Origin of the sequence: Wolinella succinogenes DSM 1740 (assembly GCF_000196135.1) — a bacterium.
Lineage (GTDB): Bacteria > Campylobacterota > Campylobacteria > Campylobacterales > Helicobacteraceae > Wolinella > Wolinella succinogenes.
In genome coordinates this window covers 1483089-1498024 of record NC_005090.1, presented here as the reverse complement: position 1 = coordinate 1498024, position 14936 = coordinate 1483089, and the positions used below count along the sequence as shown (strand labels likewise).

The window sequence follows — 14936 nt, the reverse complement described above, 5'->3', positions numbered from 1 at the left end:
TATTTTGGTTGATTATAATAACTCTTATCATAATTAAACCAAAAACAAAAGGTAAAACAATGAAAAGAACCGCAATTAGTGCTGTTTTGGCGCTAGCTCTTGGAAGTTCTTTGGCAAACGCTGAAGCAGGAAGTTCTCTCGAAGAGGCTTTTAAGAATGGCCAGTTTGAAGGTCATGTGGCGGTCTATGGACAGTATCAAAAGAATAAAGACGCTGATCCTAAAAAAGTAGGATTCTCCTCAGGAAGTGCTTCTATTGGCTATGAGACCGCTCCTTTGCATGGAGTGAGCCTAGGATTGGGCGCATGGGGAACGACAAAATTTGGCGAAAAAAATGACGGCTATGATGAGACAATAGAGAGCAATGCTATTTTCCACAAAGCCTACATCAAAGTGGCTCACGAGGGAATGGGAGAAGTGGTTGTAGGCCGCCAAGAGGTTGATCTTGAGTGGTTGACAGACTATATCGAAGGAGCGGTGGGCAGCGTCACTCCTGTAGAAAATCTCTCCATTGTTCTAGGGTGGGCCAACCGTCAAGCGGTGGTTGATTTTGATGAGGTGAGTGAGCGATTTGAGAAGATGAACGCTAGTCGAGGCGTCTATGTTTTGGATGTGAAATACTCTCCTTTAGAGTGGCTTGAACTCAACCCCTATGTCTATTACGCGCCTGAAGCGCTTCGAGCGCCTGGCTTGAAAGCCACTGCAACTTTGGCTTTGGGCGAAGACTTTACCTCTTCCACCATGGCTCAATATGTGGCTGCTGATGTGGATAGTAAAATTCAAGATCATGAAGATGGTTATGTGGCGCAGATTGAGCAGAACCTCGAATTTTTTGGAGCCAATGCAGGAGTGGGCTATATCAAGACCGACAAGAAAGGCGGTGCAGGATATGGCGCAAATGTTGAAGATGGAATCCTCGCCTCCTACGGAGATCAAAATCCTCTTGAAGAGGGCAATTGGGTCTATGGGCTAGATGCCAAGACCTACTACCTCAAGGCAGGATATGAGTATGAGGGGTTCAGCTTTGAAGCACTCTATGGTGAAACCAAATATTTCAGTCTTGCTGATGATAAAAAACTCAAAGAGAAAGAGCTTGATTTGAGTGTGGGTTATGGCTTTATTAAAAACCTCAACACGGAGCTCATCTATGCACGAGTCAAGAACGATAATAGAGAAGATAGCTATAACATCGTAAAAGCCTTGGCTAAATACTCCTTTTAAAACTTCATCTATCTCCTTTTGTGATCCATGCAAAGTGCCCTTTAAAGGGGTGCTTTGGTGGGGTTAGATAATCTTAATAACGACTCCTAGAATCTTTAAAAATCACGTAAGCCAAATGAGGCTACTATCGTTTTCGTAAATGTTTTAAAACGGAGTCTTGAATGATTGAAGCGCATGACTTAGAGCGCTTGTCTCGCTATTTCACCCCTATCCATCATGTTCCCGGGAGGATTCGCCTAAGGGTTGACCCTGCCATCCAAAAAGAATCAACAGAAACTTCACTCCTAGATGTCGAATCATTCATTGACAAGATTCCAGGTATCAAGAGTCTTAAGATCAACAAGCTCGTGGCTTCGCTCACGATAGAGTATGACAAGGCGATCTTCCCTTTTTCTCTTTGGGAGGATCTATTGGGGCGGAAGAATCTCGAAGAGGTGGCCGCTAGAATCGATACATTGACAAAGGAGATTCGTGCAAGAGGATAGCCAGAGGCTAGGCTCTCTGACGCAAGAAGAGGCAATTATTTTGGCCCTAGAGGATGAATTTAGGGCATTTGAAACCTATAAAGCGATTGCGATCAAATTTCAATCAGAGATTCCTTTTGGCCGTATTGTTGAATCGGAGGCGCGACACATTGAAGCCCTCATGAGAGCAGCAAGACGCCTAGGCGTGGCGATCCCTCCGAATCGTTTCGCAGGGGCAATCACCCCTCCAAACTCGCTTCAAGAAGCTTATGCTTTAGGAGTGGAGGCGGAGATAGAGAATATTGCTCTTTACGATCGGCTACTGCCTGCGGCACAAGATGCAGAGGTGAGAGATATTTTTTATCGCCTGCAAGCCGCCTCTTATAACCATCATCTCCCTGCTTTTAGAGCCCATCTGCAAGAGACCCCTAGGAGCCAAGACGCTTTAGGGGAGTTGTGGGGCGCACTCTTTCCTGCGGGGAAAGAGGGGGCGGAGAAGTGGAGAGAGGCAGGAGCGCTGGCGGAGCGATTCTCCCAAGGCAAGGCTTCACCTGAGGAGTTGACTCGATTTCTTCAAGGATTCAACCTCTCTTTTTTAGGGGGATTGCTTCTGGGGGGAGCGGGTGTCGTGGTGCTTAAAGAGTGGCTAGAGAGTAGAGAAGAAAATCCAAAAGAGAAGGAGTAGAAGATGCCTTTACCATTTATTGCGGGCTTGGCCCTAGGAAGCGTGGCGATGTTGGCCTTCACCAAAAGAAAGGTTTTGCAAAAAGAGATCACCCTTGGAGCCCAAAAAGCCAAAGAGCTTGCAGCCAAAGGAGTGGAGAGGTCAAAGGCAAAATATGAAGAGGTGAAGGGAGAGCTCCAAAAGAGCCCCAAAGAGGCTCCCGCCAAGGGTTTGAAAAAATCTGCCAACCCCAAAAAAGAGCCAGCTCCCAAAAAGCCTTCACGCCAGAGTCAAGCCAAAAAAAAGGTCGCCAATGAGCCAGCTTCTGGGGAGCAAGCATGATCAACACGGGAATGCCTCGATCTGTTTTGGGTCACTGGGTGAGCGGTTCGATTGCTTCATTGATTGTCTCTGGAGCGATCAACTACAAGCGTGTCGAAGAGGGTAAGATGAGCACTAAAGAGGCTGGGGTTGACACATTGAAAAAAACCCTTCAAGGGGGCGCAGTGACAGCTTCAGCCATTGCAGTAGCCAATCATATCGGAACGCCTGCGGGCTATTTTAAAGCGCTGGCCTCCCTTAGTGTCGGTGCGGCGTGCGTCTATGCTATTGAGAAGGGAGCCGATCTCCTTCTTGATGATTCTCCAAAATTAATCACTGAATAACCCAATCAAAGAGAGAAAAGATGAGCGATTACAAAAACAACGAGACCAGTACCAAGAATTATCCCTCCATCGGAGAGAATCCTTACATTCAGGCTCAAGCCTTTGATCCTTTTGCCCTCTCCTCTAGTGCGCCCGAGGCACCCAAAGCTTTTATGGGGCTAGAAAATGGAGACTTTGTCAAGGGAGCACTCATTGGCGCGGCGGCTACATTTCTTTTAACGAATGAGACTGCTCAAAAGGCTATTTTTAAGGCATTCGCCAAAGCCTCTTCAATGATGCAAATTGGAGTCGAAGAGCTCAAAGAGCGCTACGAGGATGCAAAGGCCGAGCTTGAAGCCCAAAAAAGCGAGTAATTCCGAGCTTTTTTCTCTCAGGCTGGAGCACGCTACTTCCAAGCGTGTGCGCTACTCTTTTTGCTATGAGGGAGGGTGCAGACCTGAGCCTATGGCGCTCCAGATCGCTCTTGAATCGCTAGAGGGAATCAAAAGCGCGCGCGTCAATCCTGCTCTTAATAATCTTATTTTAGAGCATGAGGGGCGAGAGCCTAAAGAGATGGAAAGCGCAATCAAGGGAGTCTTGGAACGAGTGAGTCTGAGGGGCAAAGCGTGCGCTTCCAAGGATAGCTGCTTGGTGTTACGTGAGGAGATTCCCTCTTCAGGTGGAGTGGTGAGAGCGGGGACCTCTCTCCTTCTTGAACCTTTTTTGAAAAATCCTAACGCCAAGCTTGGAGCGGCTGCGATTGGCTCTACGCCCATCGTCTGGGATGGAATCAAAGACCTTTTTGAGCATGGACTCACCTCCAAAGTCCTAGAGGCGATGGCGGTGGCCATCTCTATTTATCGCCAAGATTTTCGTGCAGCCAACTCTGCGAGTTTTATGCTGGCGCTTGGGGAGTATATCGAAGAGGCCACCGTCTATAAGAGCGATGACCTGATCAAGGAGCTCTCCAAGCCGCAAGTGGAAGAGGTTTGGATTGAGAAGCACCAAAAGGGGAGAATCGAGACGATTCTTGTTCCTATCCAAGAGGTGAAATCGGGTGATATTGTGGTGGTAGGCGCTGGCGAGATTGTTCCTGTGGATGGGCATGTGATGAGCGGAGAGGCAATGCTCAACCAAATCTCCATGACGGGAGAGGCGGAGCCCGTGAGAAAGTCACGAGGCGATCGCGTGCTCTCAGGCACAGTTGTGGAAGAGGGGCGCATCAAAATATGGGCGGAGCATGTAGGTGATGAGACGACCACAGCGAGGATTAGAAGCTACATCCAAAGCTCTCTTGAAGAGAAATCTTCCCTTCAGCTTGAGGCCTCCAAGATGGCTGATGGCCTCGTTCCCATCACTCTTGGGCTTGCGGTGCTCTCCTATGTGGTGAGTCAAGACCTTACCCGACTCGCTTCAGTGCTTCAAGCGGACTACTCTTGTGCGCTCAAACTTGCGACTCCCGTGGCTTTTAAGGCCTCTATTGGAAGTGCGGGCAAGATGGGAATCATCATCAAAGGAGCCAAGAGCTTAGAGGCACTTCATGAGGCAGACACCTTTGTTTTTGACAAAACAGGCACGCTCACCAAAGGGGAGCTGGAGGTGATTGAGGTGCACTCCTTCTCAAGCGCATGGGATGAGACCTCCATTCTCAATCTAGCCGCCAGTGCCGAAGAGCACTACTTTCACCCTGTGGCACAGGCCATTGTGAAGGCAGCGCGCAAGCGAGAGTTTGTGCATATGCATCATGATGAGGTGGAGTTCATCGTCGCCCATGGGGTGAAGACAGAGATTGAGGGCAAGAGCGTCGTGATTGGAAGTCGCCACTTTCTCGAAGATGATGAGGGAATCGACTTCTCTTCTCACCAAAAAGAGCTCAAAGGTTATCTAAGCCAAGGGCATATGCCTCTTTATATCGGCTATGATCGAGAGCTTCTTGGGGTGGTGATGCTCAAAGATGAGATTCGCCCCAATGCCCAAGAGACTCTAGAGCGGCTCAAAAAAGCGGGCGTTCAAGAGGTGGTGATGCTCACAGGTGATGGAGAGGAGAAGGCTAAAGAGGTGGCAGAGAGTATCGGGGTGGACCGTTACTTTGCCAATCTGCTTCCCACGCAAAAGGCAGAGATATTAGAGCGTCTCATGAAAGAGGGCAAGAAAGTGGCCTTTGTAGGGGATGGAATCAATGACGCACCCGCCCTCATGAAGGCTCACTCAGGGATTGGTATGCACAAAGGAGCCGACATCGCCAAGGCCTCGGCGGATGTGGTTTTGCTCCGCGATGATATTGCCGCCGTGGCGGATGCCAAAGAGGTCGCCAATGCAACCCTCGCCAAGGTCAATGGCAATTTCAAGGCTACATTGGGAATCAATAGTGCGATTCTTGGCGCGGCGGCGCTTGGGTGGTTGAGTCCTGTGAGGACAGCACTCCTTCATAATGGCACCACCATTGGGCTACTCTTAAACGCTCTAGGTGGCGTTAAGATTCGCGATCCAAAGGAGCTCTGATGCCTTTTTTGTTGCCTCTTACGGCTGTTTTGACGGTGTGGCTTAGCTATGAAACCTATCAAGGCAGCTGCAAAAAATTTAAGAAAATCCGAGAGAAAAGGAGTCGTCGTGTGGAGTCTTGAAGAGAAGAAAGAGATCGCCAAGATTGGTATGACAGGGGCTTTGGCCGCCACAGTGGCGACCTCCTTTTTTCTGAAGAATCGATCCATGAAGCGCCTGCATGTAGGTGCTGGTGCGGCATTGGTGGGTTTTAGCCTGTGGCATCACTTCCTCTATCAAGGAAAAAAAGAGCGAGAATCTAAAGAGAAAGAGATCGCTCAAGAATCTTAAATCACGATGCTTTGGTCTCTGCCAAGTGCCTTGGCTTGGTAGAGATTCTTATCCGCCCTCTCATAGACTCCTTCAAAGCTTTCTCCCTCTCTCAGTATCGCCCCACCGATGCTCACACTCACCCTAAATGTTCCTTGACAACCATCGCTAAAGGCAGTCGCTTTGAGCCTTTGACGCACTCTCTCGGCGATAGAGTGAAGCACAGAGGATTCTTTGGTTGAAAGCACCAAAATAAACTCCTCTCCGCCCCAACGCCCTATCGCATCTTCGCTTCTTTGCCCCTCAGAAAGAATCAGGCCAAAGCCCCTCAACACCTCATCGCCTATGGGGTGGCCGTAGGTGTCATTGATCTTTTTGAAGTGGTCAAGATCAAAAATCAGCACTCCAAATCCCTCTTTTTCTAGGTGCTCTTGAATGAAATGGAGCACTCCATGCCGATTGAGAAGCCCTGTGAGAGAATCTCGCATGGCGCTATCTTGAAGGGTTTGGAGTTGCTCGTTGAGCCTAGAGACATCTGTGAGGGTGAGCAGTCTTTGCCCCTCTCCAAGATAGTGCGAATCGACTCTAAAAAAGAGGCATTGATTCTCCAGGCAGAGCGGAACACTCTCTTGAGGTTTGGCCTCCAATAGGGGGCGCAGAAACGATTCTCGTTCTCTTGGCGAAAGGGCGTCAAACTCTCCAAAGAGCCTCTTGAAGGCGTCATTGGTTTTGAGAATCTTCTCCCCCTCCATCACCAAGAGGGCATGATTCCAAGAGTCGATGATCTTTTGCAAGAATCGCCGCTCATTTTCCAAGAGAATCTCCCTTTTGCCTAGTTCTCTTTGTTGAAATCGCTCAATCTCCTTAAGCATTCCATTGATCCAAGCCGCCAACTCGCCAAGCTCATCCCCTCCTTGAAGATCGATTCGTAAAGAGAGATCATGAGTCTCTTCGATTTGACGCACTTTGGCGGAGATGTGGGAGATTTTAGAGAGGATGAGACGCTCCAAAAAGAGATAAAAAAGCGCCAGAATCGCACTTAAAGAGAGAAAGAGGTAGAAGAGACTCATACGCCAATCGGTGCGCATCATCGAGTAGAAGCCTCGATCAAGAGTCACTTGGAGGTAGAGATCAGGAGCAAAGGGGAGATAGATATCCACAAAACTCACCCCTTTTTGAAAGAGATAGGAGAGCTCTCCCTCCTCAAAAAAGAGTTTGGCGGAGCTAAGCTTTGAGGAATCCTCTAATAGAGTGAATTTCACCCCTTTTTGGAGGAGATCACTAAAACGCTTCTCTGCCCTTGCCTCAAGCCTCACCTCTTTTCCACGATAGATCCCCTTGCCCTCCTTGATCCAAATAGACCAGCGTTTGGGGTCATGATAGAGAGGAAAGAGTGCAAAGGTCTCGTGCTCTAGACGCTTTTCCAACCAGCTAAAGTCAATCCCCATCGCTTGAAGTCTTCTCTCGTCCTCTGGCTTGGTGCGATCTAAAAGCAAGGAGGTGCCAGACTCTTCTGGGGCGGCGAGGCTTAGCTTGCGCTCGTCCCAAAACTCTTTGATAAGATAGAGAGAGCGGAGAGCTTCCCCTTGGATGGCGAGATTTTCAAGGCGATCATATTTTTGGAGGCTCTGAAAAGAGAAGGCGATCAATATCCCAAAAAGCAAAAGGCCAATGCCAAACATTAGCCCTAAAAGACGACGCTTCAATCCCTTCTCCTCCTAGCCCTACGAAGAGAGAAGAGAAGAAATAGGGGGGAGAGGAGGGCCAGGAGAGAGGTGATGGCAAGCCAAGGCAAAAGAGAGTGGCGCTCCAAAAGAGGGAGGGGCGAGTAGTTGTTTTGGCGGAGCTCTTTGGGGGTGAGTGCTTCGGCAAGCTGGCTGAAGTCTTGGTGCATCTCGTTGGCATAGTTTTTGAGGCGACTCGGGGATTCGCCTTTTTTCATCATGTCAGTGAGGCTTCTGAAGCGTTGTTCGGCTTTGAGCTTGCGATCTTCGCTAAGAATAAGGATCGCCTGCTCCATTCCGCTCTCCTCAAAAATATCAAAATAGGCGGATTGAACCTTTGAAATCGCCTGTTTCATGGCGTTTTGAGCGTAGAGATCTAGGGCCTCAGCCAAGGCGAGATCGATTCTCTTCACCACCTCGTGCCAATTTTTCACTGTCCCCTGCTGCTCTAGCTCAGGCAGGCCTTGGGTGATTTGATAGAGTCTCTCTAAAAGCGCCTCTGATTCTTGATGGAGGGCTTCATAGGAGAGGGAGGAATCGATCATTGATTCAAGGCGAGAGAAGTGATTTTCGATCTCTTTGGCGTGCGCATAGGAGAGCTCTTTTTTGATCATCGCCTCTAAACCAGTGTTTTTAAAGCCATGGTAGCGTGCGAATTTGAGCTCCTCTTTGGCGTTTTTGGAATCACCGATTCGATAGAGGCTGAGGGCGCGCTCCAAGTCAAGCTCAACAAGAGAGACGGAGGCTAGGGGTGAGGCCAGCCCTTGGGAGCCCAATGCGAGGATAAAAATAAATAATAAATATATTTTTCTCAAAGTCTAACCTTTTTATTGAGTCTCTTTTGGGAATGAATATAACAACAATATTCCTTAACTTCCAATTACAATTGTAAGAACGGTTTTTATTTTATTGAAAGCTTGCCACTGATACAATCCCTCTCTTGTACGTTAATTCAATGTTAAATCACCCTACCCGTGAGGCTTTTTATGAAAATCTTCTTTCGATTCTTGATGATTTTGATTCTTCCGACCCTTCTTTTGGCGAGAAATCTTGATTATGCTGACATCATGTCGCGAATCAAGCAGACTTTTCAAGAGAGTTTGACACTTTATGAAAAAGGCGAGCAAGAAGAGGCAAAGCTCGTGGCGCAGAGTGCCTATTTTGAGCTGTTTGAAAATCTCGAAGGCCCCATTCGAATCAATGTCTCAGGGCGCAAAGCCTACGCCATGGAATCAAAATTTGTCAAGATTCGCAAGCTTATTTCTGAGGGCGCTCCCTTAGGCGAAGTGAAGGCGCTCATGGAGAGCCTCTCTTTGGAGATGGATGAGGTTCTGCCAAAACTCGAAAAAGGAGTCAAGCTCGTTGCGGAGCGAAGCGAGGAGCCCCACGAAGTCAAAGAATCGAGTCTTAATTCATCCTCTTTAGCGGAGAGAGGCTTGGATGCTCGCTGGCAGGCGCTTCTTGGACAAATAGAGCTCAAATACGCCAAAGCGATTGAAGCACTTCAAAAAGGGGACAAAGAGGAGGCGAAGCGTCTCGTGATTGCCGCTCAGTTTGAGGATTATCGCAACGGCATGGCTGAGACGGCGATTCGTCGCCACCTCTCGCAAATCAGAGATGGTCAGATCCAGAGCGAGATGGGCAAAATCGTCCGCTCTATCAATGGAGGAGAGGAGGCCAATGAGCTCAAGGAGGAGCTCTCTAGGGTGACTCAGCAGATTCGCTTAGCCTTGGCGGATTTGCCCGCAGAGGCGGCGGAACTTGCAAAGGTCAAAGTGGAGAATCTCCCCAAAGAGGAGCAGGTTCGACAAGATTTCGCTCCAACCATTGAGGCTTTGAGGGCGCAAACCCAAAAGGCGCTCGCGCTCTACAAAGAGGGCAAGGGTCGCCAAGCGATGAGCTTAGTGCAAGATTCTTACTTTGATATTTTTGAGGCTAGCGGGATGGAGGTGAAGATCGGTGCCGTGGATGCGACTCTTAAAACCTCTATCGAAGGCACTTTTAGCCAGATTGTCGCCCTTATGAAAAATGGGAGCAAAGAGGAGATCGTTGAGCGCTCCATGGAGATTCTCTACGCTCAGCTAGAAGAGGGGGCGAGCAAGCTTCAAGGGGCTTCCACTCCTTGGGCGCTCTTTATCTATTCGCTCATCATTATTCTTCGCGAAGGGGTGGAAGCGCTCATTGTCATCACGGCGGTGATTGCCTACCTCATTAAAAGTGGCAACGCCCATCGTCTCGCGCTGGTCTATAGCTCGCTTTGGGCGGCGATCGCGCTTAGTTTTGTGACGGCGGTGGTGATGAATTACCTCTTTAACGCCTCTGGAGAATCGCGAGAGATGCTTGAGGGAATCACCATGCTAGTGGCGGTTCTTCTGCTCTTTTATGTTGGATTTTGGCTTCTCTCCAACGCTCACGCCAAAAAGTGGAGTCAATACATCTCGGGCAAAGTGAGCGAATCGCTCTCTAGCGGATCGGCTAAGGCGCTTTGGTTCACAGTCTTTTTGGCGGTCTATCGAGAGGGGGCGGAGACGGTGCTTTTCTATCAAGCTCTCCTGTTTGACGCTCAAGGGGCGGGAGGTTATAGCCTCATTGCCTTAGGTTTTGGCGTGGGCTTGGTGGTGCTTGTGGTGCTCTACTATCTGCTTAAATGGGGGGCGGTGAAGATTCCTATCAGACCCTTTTTTATGGCGACTAGCGCGGTGATTTTTTATATGTCGGTGGTCTTTGCAGGGAAGGGAATCATGGAGCTTGTCGAGGGCAAGGTGTTTGAGCCGACTTTGATTGAAGGGTTTCCTACAGTGGCGTGGCTTGGGGTTTATCCCTATATGGAGAGTCTATTGCCTCAAGCGGTTTTGCTTTTGGGGGTGATTCTAGGGAGTGTCTATATCAAGATTCAAGCCAAGAGGGCTTGAATCTCAAAAGGAGGTAACTTTTGAGATCCAAAAAAACTATTTAGAGGAGAAAAAATGTTCAAAATGTTAACCAAATCCGTCTTGGCTTTGGCTGTGGTCTTGACTTTGGGTGCGAATGCTGAGGAGTTCAAAGAGTATCCCATCGGTGAAGAGGTGGAGATGAACAACATGAGCATCGCCGCGGTCTATCTCAAGCCCATCGACATGGAGCCAAAAGGAATCGACCTAGCGCCTTCTTTGGCGGATATTCACCTAGAAGCAGACATCAAGGCGACCGAGGGCAATAAAAATGGCTTTGCCGCGGGCGAGTGGATTCCCTATTTGACCGTAGGGTATGAGATCAAAAACCTTGACACAGGCAAAAGCAAAAGCGGTAACCTCATGCCTATGGTCGCGGTGGATGGTCCTCACTATGGAGCCAACATCAAAATGCTAGGCGTGGGCAACTACGAGGTGAAATTCCACATTGATAACCCCTCCAAGCAAGGCTTTGGCCGACACGCGGATAAGGTTTCGGGCGTGGGCAAATGGTTTGAGCCTTTCACCGCCGTCTATAAATTCAAATACACTGGCGCCCCCGAGTAAAGAGGTTTTCCTCTTTGCCCGCTAGGGCTTTCGCCTTTTTGTATCTCCCCTTATAAGGAGTGCAGGCAGGCGAAAGTTCTAACTCCATAGGAAGATTAATGTCCATCTACTTCTTTCACGCCATGCAGGCGTTTTTTGGGGTGATTCTCCTTTTGGCTCTCTGGAGCCCCAAGATCACCCTTTTAGAATCGCTCCTCTCTTTGGCCTTGGGAGCCCTAGGGGGAATCTCACTCTATGAGATCTCTGCCCTCTATCTCCTATCCCCCACCCTTAAAATCGCCACAGATGGGATGCTTTTGGCTCTTTTGGCGCTCTTTTGGCCGCTCTTTTGGCTAGCGAATCCTTGGCCAAAGCGCCTTTGGATCGCTCTTTTGGGTGTGGGTTTTGGGGTGGAGTATGGGGTGATGAGTCAAGATTTTCCTCTCCTAAAAGGAGAGCTGCTAGACACCCTTTCGATTCTCTCCTTGGGGCTTTTAGTCCTGGCACTCCTTTTTTTGGCACTCCTTTTGTGGCTCTTCTCTCGCATTTTTGCTTCGATTTCGCCTCAGGCTAAGAGGGTCTGCCTCTGGCTGGTGACCCTTTTGCTTCTTGGGAAGATTCTTGGTGAGGTGGGAATCGCACTCATGCGATTGGGGATTTTGCCCACCCACGCGTGGCTCCTCTCGCTCGTGGCAAAGCTCTTGCACTACGCCTTTTGGCTCCCCTATATCTATGGGGGAATCGCTTTGATTCTTCTTGGATTTTATATCCAAAAACGCCCCCTTTTGCGCCCCAAAGAGGAGCTTGGCTCAATTCTTTTTAGGCGATTGAAGGCAGAGCGGGAGAGGATGGGTCGATTCTTTGGTGCTTCGGTGGCGATCCTGTTTTTGAGTGCAGGATTTTTGCTCTACTACGACCTCTATGCCTCCAGACCTCCCAAGATATCGACTCCTGAGGTGCTTGAGCCTGTGAATGGGGAGTTTAGAATTGCCATGGAGCGATTAAGGGACAATGATCTCCATCGATTCGCCTATGTGACGGACGAGGGGAATAAGGTGCGATTCTTCTTGCTCAATCGCTATCCTGATAGAGATGCGCCTGTTGCGGTCTTTGATGCGTGCATGATCTGCGGAGATATGGGTTATGTCAAAAAGGGAGAGGAGCTCATCTGCATTGCGTGCAATGTCCGAATCTTCATTCCTTCGGTGGGCAAAGAGGGCGGGTGCAATCCGATCCCCTTCCCCTATGAGTTTGATGGAAAAGAGGTGATTATTAAGCTAGAGACGATTTTAAAAGGGGTGCACTACTTCTCTGAGGTGGTTGAAAAGAGCGTGAGTGACCCTGTGAGTGGCGCGAAGATCATCAATCTCAAAGCCCCCAAAACCTATATCTTTGGCGGCAAAACCTACTACTTTGAAAATGAGGCCAATTACGAGCGCTTCAAAGAGAATCCCGAAGCATTTGCGGGTGAGGCGACCCATGCCCACTGGCGGGCTCAAGGCTATAAGGCGATGGAGGAGACAAAATGATGGAGTTTAGAATCATCAAAGGGGCTATTTGGGGGAACAAAACCCAAAAAGGGCTCGCCTTTCTCACGATTTTTCTCGCCTCCTCGCTCATTGCAGCCATGCTCAACCTCACCCTGGGCGTGGGGGATAAGATCGCCAAGGAGTTAAGAAGCTATGGCTCCAATATTGTTGTGTTGCCCCATGGAGGCTCTTTGAGTCTAGAGATTGAGGGGCAGGAGTTTCAACCCTTGCAGGGGGAGACCTACCTTGAAGAATCGCGCCTTAAAAGCATCAAAGAGATTTTTTGGCGTAACAATATCGTGGGATTTGCCCCCTTTTTGGAGGGGAGAATCAAAGATAAAGAGGGAGAAGTTTGGACGCTAGCGGGAACCTATTTTGACAAAATCGTTCCCATTGCGGATGAGCCTAGCTACCAGACGGGCGCTAAAATCCTCTACCCCTTTTGGAGTGTGGAGGGAGAGTGGATTGAAGATGATTCTATGACAGAGATTCTCCTAGGGGAGGAGCTAGCGAAGAATCGGGGGCTAAAGATCGGCGATACGATTTGGCTTGGTGCTTTGGAGCTCAAAGTGAAGGGGATTTTGCATGGCTTTGAGGAGGGGAATTATAAAATCATCGCCTCTTTGAGCTTGGTGCAAAAGCTTCTTGATGCTCAAGGAAAAGTCTCTAGAGTTGAAGTCTCTGCACTCACTGTGCCTGAGAACGATCTATCCATCAAGGCGCGACGCGACCCTGAGGCGCTGGATGCGCTAGAGTATGACACTTGGTATTGCACCGCGTATGTGAGCTCCATCGCCTATCAAATCGAGGAGGAGTATAAGGGGGCGAGTGCTAAGGCTCTCATGAAGGTGAGTGATGGCGAGAGCAAAGTGGTGAAGAAGATTCAATCCCTTATGGGTGTGGTGACTCTTCTTGCGCTTCTTAGCGCCTCCATCGGAATCGCCTCGCTCATGGCTTCAGAGATTCACCGCCGCAAAAAAGAGATCGGTTTGCTCAAAGCGCTAGGGGCAAGCAGCCTCTCCATCTACGCCCTTTTTGTCTCCGAATCGCTTCTAGTCGCGCTTTTATCGGGCACTTTAGGGGGATTGGCTGGCTATGGAATCTCTATGCTTATGGCGCTAGGAATCTTTGGCCATACGCTAGGGGTGAGCTGGATTATTCTGCCTCTCACGGTCAGCTTTGCGCTTCTAGTTGCGCTTTTTGGCTCGCTTCTTCCTATGAGAGGGGTGGTCGATCTTTTGCCCGCGGAGGTGCTTTATGGTCGTAAATAGGGGGCGATTCTTCTTGCAGATGATCATGAAGAGTCTGCGTTTTAGCTTCACCCAAAGTGCGGTGATTTTTGTCGCGGTGGCTTTGGGGGCGTGCGTGAGCGGGGCTTTTATCAATGTCTATTTGGATATCGATTCCAAGATGCGCAAAGAGCTTAAGGCGTATGGAGCGAATTTCATCTTTGCCCCTTTGGTGCAAAAAGAGGAGCTCTCTTTCTCCGAAGAGCTCTATCACAAGCTCAAAGCTCAAATAGAGCCCGCCAAGCTTATGGGCGCGACTCCCTATCTCTATGGGTTGGTGCGCTTAAGCCTAGGTGAGGCGCTCATCGCGGGGGTTGATTTTGCGGGGATGAAGGAGACAAAGCCCTTCTTGGAGGTGGTGCATGGCTCCTATATCAATGTTGATTTTGATGAGCGAAATGCGCTAGCGGGAATCGACCTTGCCAAAAAGATGGAGCTCAAAGTGGGCTCGGTCGTGGACTTGGTGAATGAGAAGAGCGGATTTGCCACCTCTGTAAGAATCAAGGGAATCGTCTCTAGCGGAGACAAGGAAGATGGACTTCTTTTTGTCTCGCTCCCCTTGGCGCAAAAAGCCCTCGGAAGAGAGGGGGAGGTGCATCTGGCCGAGGCGGTGATTTTGGGGGATTTTAGGGAGCTTGGAGAGCTTGGAGAGCGCCTAAGAGAGGAGGGAGTGCTCGCCAAGCCCTTGGCTCGTATTTCGCTTTCAGAGGGAATTGTGCTTGAGAAGATCAAGCTCCTCATGGCGCTTGTGGCTTTCACCGTCCTTTTGATCACCTCGATGTGTGTCAACACCACGCTTAGCTCCATCATCTTTGCTAGAACCAAAGAAATCGCGCTTTTAAGGGCGATGGGGGCTTCTAGGGCAGAGGTGGTGAAGCTCTTTGGAAGCGAGACGCTTATCATGACGCTCAGCGCCTCTTTAGCGGGGGCGCTACTAGGAATCCTTCTGGCTCAGTGGCTGGGGTTGGCGATTTTTGGTTCAGGGATTGATTTTCGATTCCTCTCCATTCCGCTGGCGATAGGAATCTCCCTGCTTTTTGCCGCGCTAGCCGCCTACTATCCCATCAAACGAACCCTCCATCTTGGAGTGGCGAATATTTTACGAGGAGAGTGAT

The 14936-nt window shown here is 49.4% G+C and carries 15 protein-coding genes; 13 read left to right on the top strand and 2 right to left on the bottom strand.

Annotation, left to right across the window (positions count from 1 at the left end; all coding sequences use genetic code 11):
• Nucleotides 1-59 precede the first annotated feature (59 nt).
• From WS_RS07450 to WS_RS10940, 8 genes are all read left to right on the top strand, one after another.
• The gene (locus tag WS_RS07450) at nt 60-1220 is read left to right on the top strand and encodes an Opr family porin (RefSeq protein WP_041571862.1); all 1161 of its coding nucleotides are present in this window, start codon (nt 60-62) and stop codon (nt 1218-1220) included.
• A gap of 161 nt (nt 1221-1381) precedes the next feature.
• Nucleotides 1382-1705, top strand: a complete 324-nt coding sequence (locus WS_RS07445) for an HMA2 domain-containing protein (RefSeq protein WP_011139400.1) — start codon at nt 1382-1384, stop codon at nt 1703-1705.
• Nucleotides 1692-2369, top strand: coding sequence for a ferritin-like domain-containing protein (locus WS_RS11050; protein ID WP_011139399.1), 678 nt, complete (start codon nt 1692-1694; stop codon nt 2367-2369). The genes WS_RS07445 and WS_RS11050 overlap by 14 nt, the downstream gene beginning before the upstream one ends.
• Before the next feature lie 3 nt (nt 2370-2372).
• Nucleotides 2373-2690 carry a hypothetical protein gene (locus WS_RS07435; protein ID WP_011139398.1) on the top strand — a complete coding sequence of 106 codons (318 nt, stop codon included), beginning with the start codon at nt 2373-2375 and terminating at the stop codon, nt 2688-2690.
• Nucleotides 2687-3013: a hypothetical protein gene (locus WS_RS07430; protein WP_011139397.1), complete on the top strand. Its 327-nt coding sequence runs from the start codon at nt 2687-2689 to the stop codon at nt 3011-3013. The genes WS_RS07435 and WS_RS07430 overlap by 4 nt, the downstream gene beginning before the upstream one ends.
• A 20-nt stretch (nt 3014-3033) precedes the next feature.
• Nucleotides 3034-3366, top strand: a complete 333-nt coding sequence (locus WS_RS11160) for a hypothetical protein (RefSeq protein WP_011139396.1) — start codon at nt 3034-3036, stop codon at nt 3364-3366.
• The gene (locus tag WS_RS07420) at nt 3329-5494 is read left to right on the top strand and encodes a heavy metal translocating P-type ATPase (protein ID WP_049770676.1); all 2166 of its coding nucleotides are present in this window, start codon (nt 3329-3331) and stop codon (nt 5492-5494) included. Before WS_RS11160 ends, WS_RS07420 begins: the two co-directional genes overlap by 38 nt.
• A gap of 108 nt (nt 5495-5602) precedes the next feature.
• The gene (locus WS_RS10940) at nt 5603-5824 is read left to right on the top strand and encodes a hypothetical protein (protein ID WP_011139394.1); all 222 of its coding nucleotides are present in this window, start codon (nt 5603-5605) and stop codon (nt 5822-5824) included.
• Here the strand turns inward: WS_RS10940 and WS_RS10695 are convergent.
• Together WS_RS10695 and WS_RS07405 are read right to left on the bottom strand one after the other, a co-directional pair.
• Nucleotides 5821-7509 (bottom strand): GGDEF domain-containing protein, encoded by a 1689-nt coding sequence (locus WS_RS10695; RefSeq protein WP_011139393.1) that lies wholly within the window; start codon nt 7507-7509, stop codon nt 5821-5823. The genes WS_RS10940 and WS_RS10695 overlap by 4 nt on opposite strands.
• The gene (locus tag WS_RS07405; RefSeq protein WP_011139392.1) at nt 7506-8342 is read right to left on the bottom strand and encodes a hypothetical protein; all 837 of its coding nucleotides are present in this window, start codon (nt 8340-8342) and stop codon (nt 7506-7508) included. The genes WS_RS10695 and WS_RS07405 overlap by 4 nt, the downstream gene beginning before the upstream one ends.
• Nucleotides 8343-8513: 171 nt before the next feature.
• Here WS_RS07405 and WS_RS07400 point away from each other — a divergent pair, with 171 nt between their 5' ends.
• From WS_RS07400 to WS_RS07380, 5 genes are all read left to right on the top strand, one after another.
• A complete protein-coding gene (locus tag WS_RS07400; RefSeq protein ID WP_011139391.1) occupies nt 8514-10439 on the top strand; it encodes an FTR1 family iron permease in 1926 nt (641 codons plus the stop codon).
• 54 nt (nt 10440-10493) lie between these two features.
• Nucleotides 10494-11024 carry an iron transporter gene (locus WS_RS07395; RefSeq protein WP_011139390.1) on the top strand — a complete coding sequence of 177 codons (531 nt, stop codon included), beginning with the start codon at nt 10494-10496 and terminating at the stop codon, nt 11022-11024.
• Nucleotides 11025-11122: 98 nt separating this feature from the next.
• On the top strand, nt 11123-12532 hold the full coding sequence (locus tag WS_RS07390; RefSeq protein ID WP_011139389.1) for a Fe-S-containing protein: 1410 nt from the start codon (nt 11123-11125) through the stop codon (nt 12530-12532).
• The gene (locus WS_RS07385) at nt 12532-13803 is read left to right on the top strand and encodes an ABC transporter permease (RefSeq protein WP_041572195.1); all 1272 of its coding nucleotides are present in this window, start codon (nt 12532-12534) and stop codon (nt 13801-13803) included. The genes WS_RS07390 and WS_RS07385 overlap by 1 nt, the downstream gene beginning before the upstream one ends.
• Nucleotides 13790-14935, top strand: coding sequence for an ABC transporter permease (locus WS_RS07380; protein ID WP_011139387.1), 1146 nt, complete (start codon nt 13790-13792; stop codon nt 14933-14935). The genes WS_RS07385 and WS_RS07380 overlap by 14 nt, the downstream gene beginning before the upstream one ends.
• The last annotated feature ends 1 nt before the right edge of the window (nt 14936 follow it).

Bases quoted from the DNA above. Each gene is read 5' to 3' on its own strand.
- WS_RS07450 (WP_041571862.1), top strand. From the start codon at position 60: ATGAAAAGAACCGCAATTAGTGCTGTTTTGGCGCTAGCTCTTGGAAGT.
- WS_RS07445 (WP_011139400.1), top strand. From the start codon at position 1,382: ATGATTGAAGCGCATGACTTAGAGCGCTTGTCTCGCTATTTCACCCCT.
- WS_RS07435 (WP_011139398.1), top strand. From the start codon at position 2,373: ATGCCTTTACCATTTATTGCGGGCTTGGCCCTAGGAAGCGTGGCGATG.
- WS_RS07430 (WP_011139397.1), top strand. From the start codon at position 2,687: ATGATCAACACGGGAATGCCTCGATCTGTTTTGGGTCACTGGGTGAGC.
- WS_RS11160 (WP_011139396.1), top strand. From the start codon at position 3,034: ATGAGCGATTACAAAAACAACGAGACCAGTACCAAGAATTATCCCTCC.
- WS_RS07420 (WP_049770676.1), top strand. From the start codon at position 3,329: ATGCAAAGGCCGAGCTTGAAGCCCAAAAAAGCGAGTAATTCCGAGCTT.
- WS_RS07400 (WP_011139391.1), top strand. From the start codon at position 8,514: ATGAAAATCTTCTTTCGATTCTTGATGATTTTGATTCTTCCGACCCTT.
- WS_RS07395 (WP_011139390.1), top strand. From the start codon at position 10,494: ATGTTCAAAATGTTAACCAAATCCGTCTTGGCTTTGGCTGTGGTCTTG.
- WS_RS07390 (WP_011139389.1), top strand. From the start codon at position 11,123: ATGTCCATCTACTTCTTTCACGCCATGCAGGCGTTTTTTGGGGTGATT.
- WS_RS07385 (WP_041572195.1), top strand. From the start codon at position 12,532: ATGGAGTTTAGAATCATCAAAGGGGCTATTTGGGGGAACAAAACCCAA.
- WS_RS07380 (WP_011139387.1), top strand. From the start codon at position 13,790: ATGGTCGTAAATAGGGGGCGATTCTTCTTGCAGATGATCATGAAGAGT.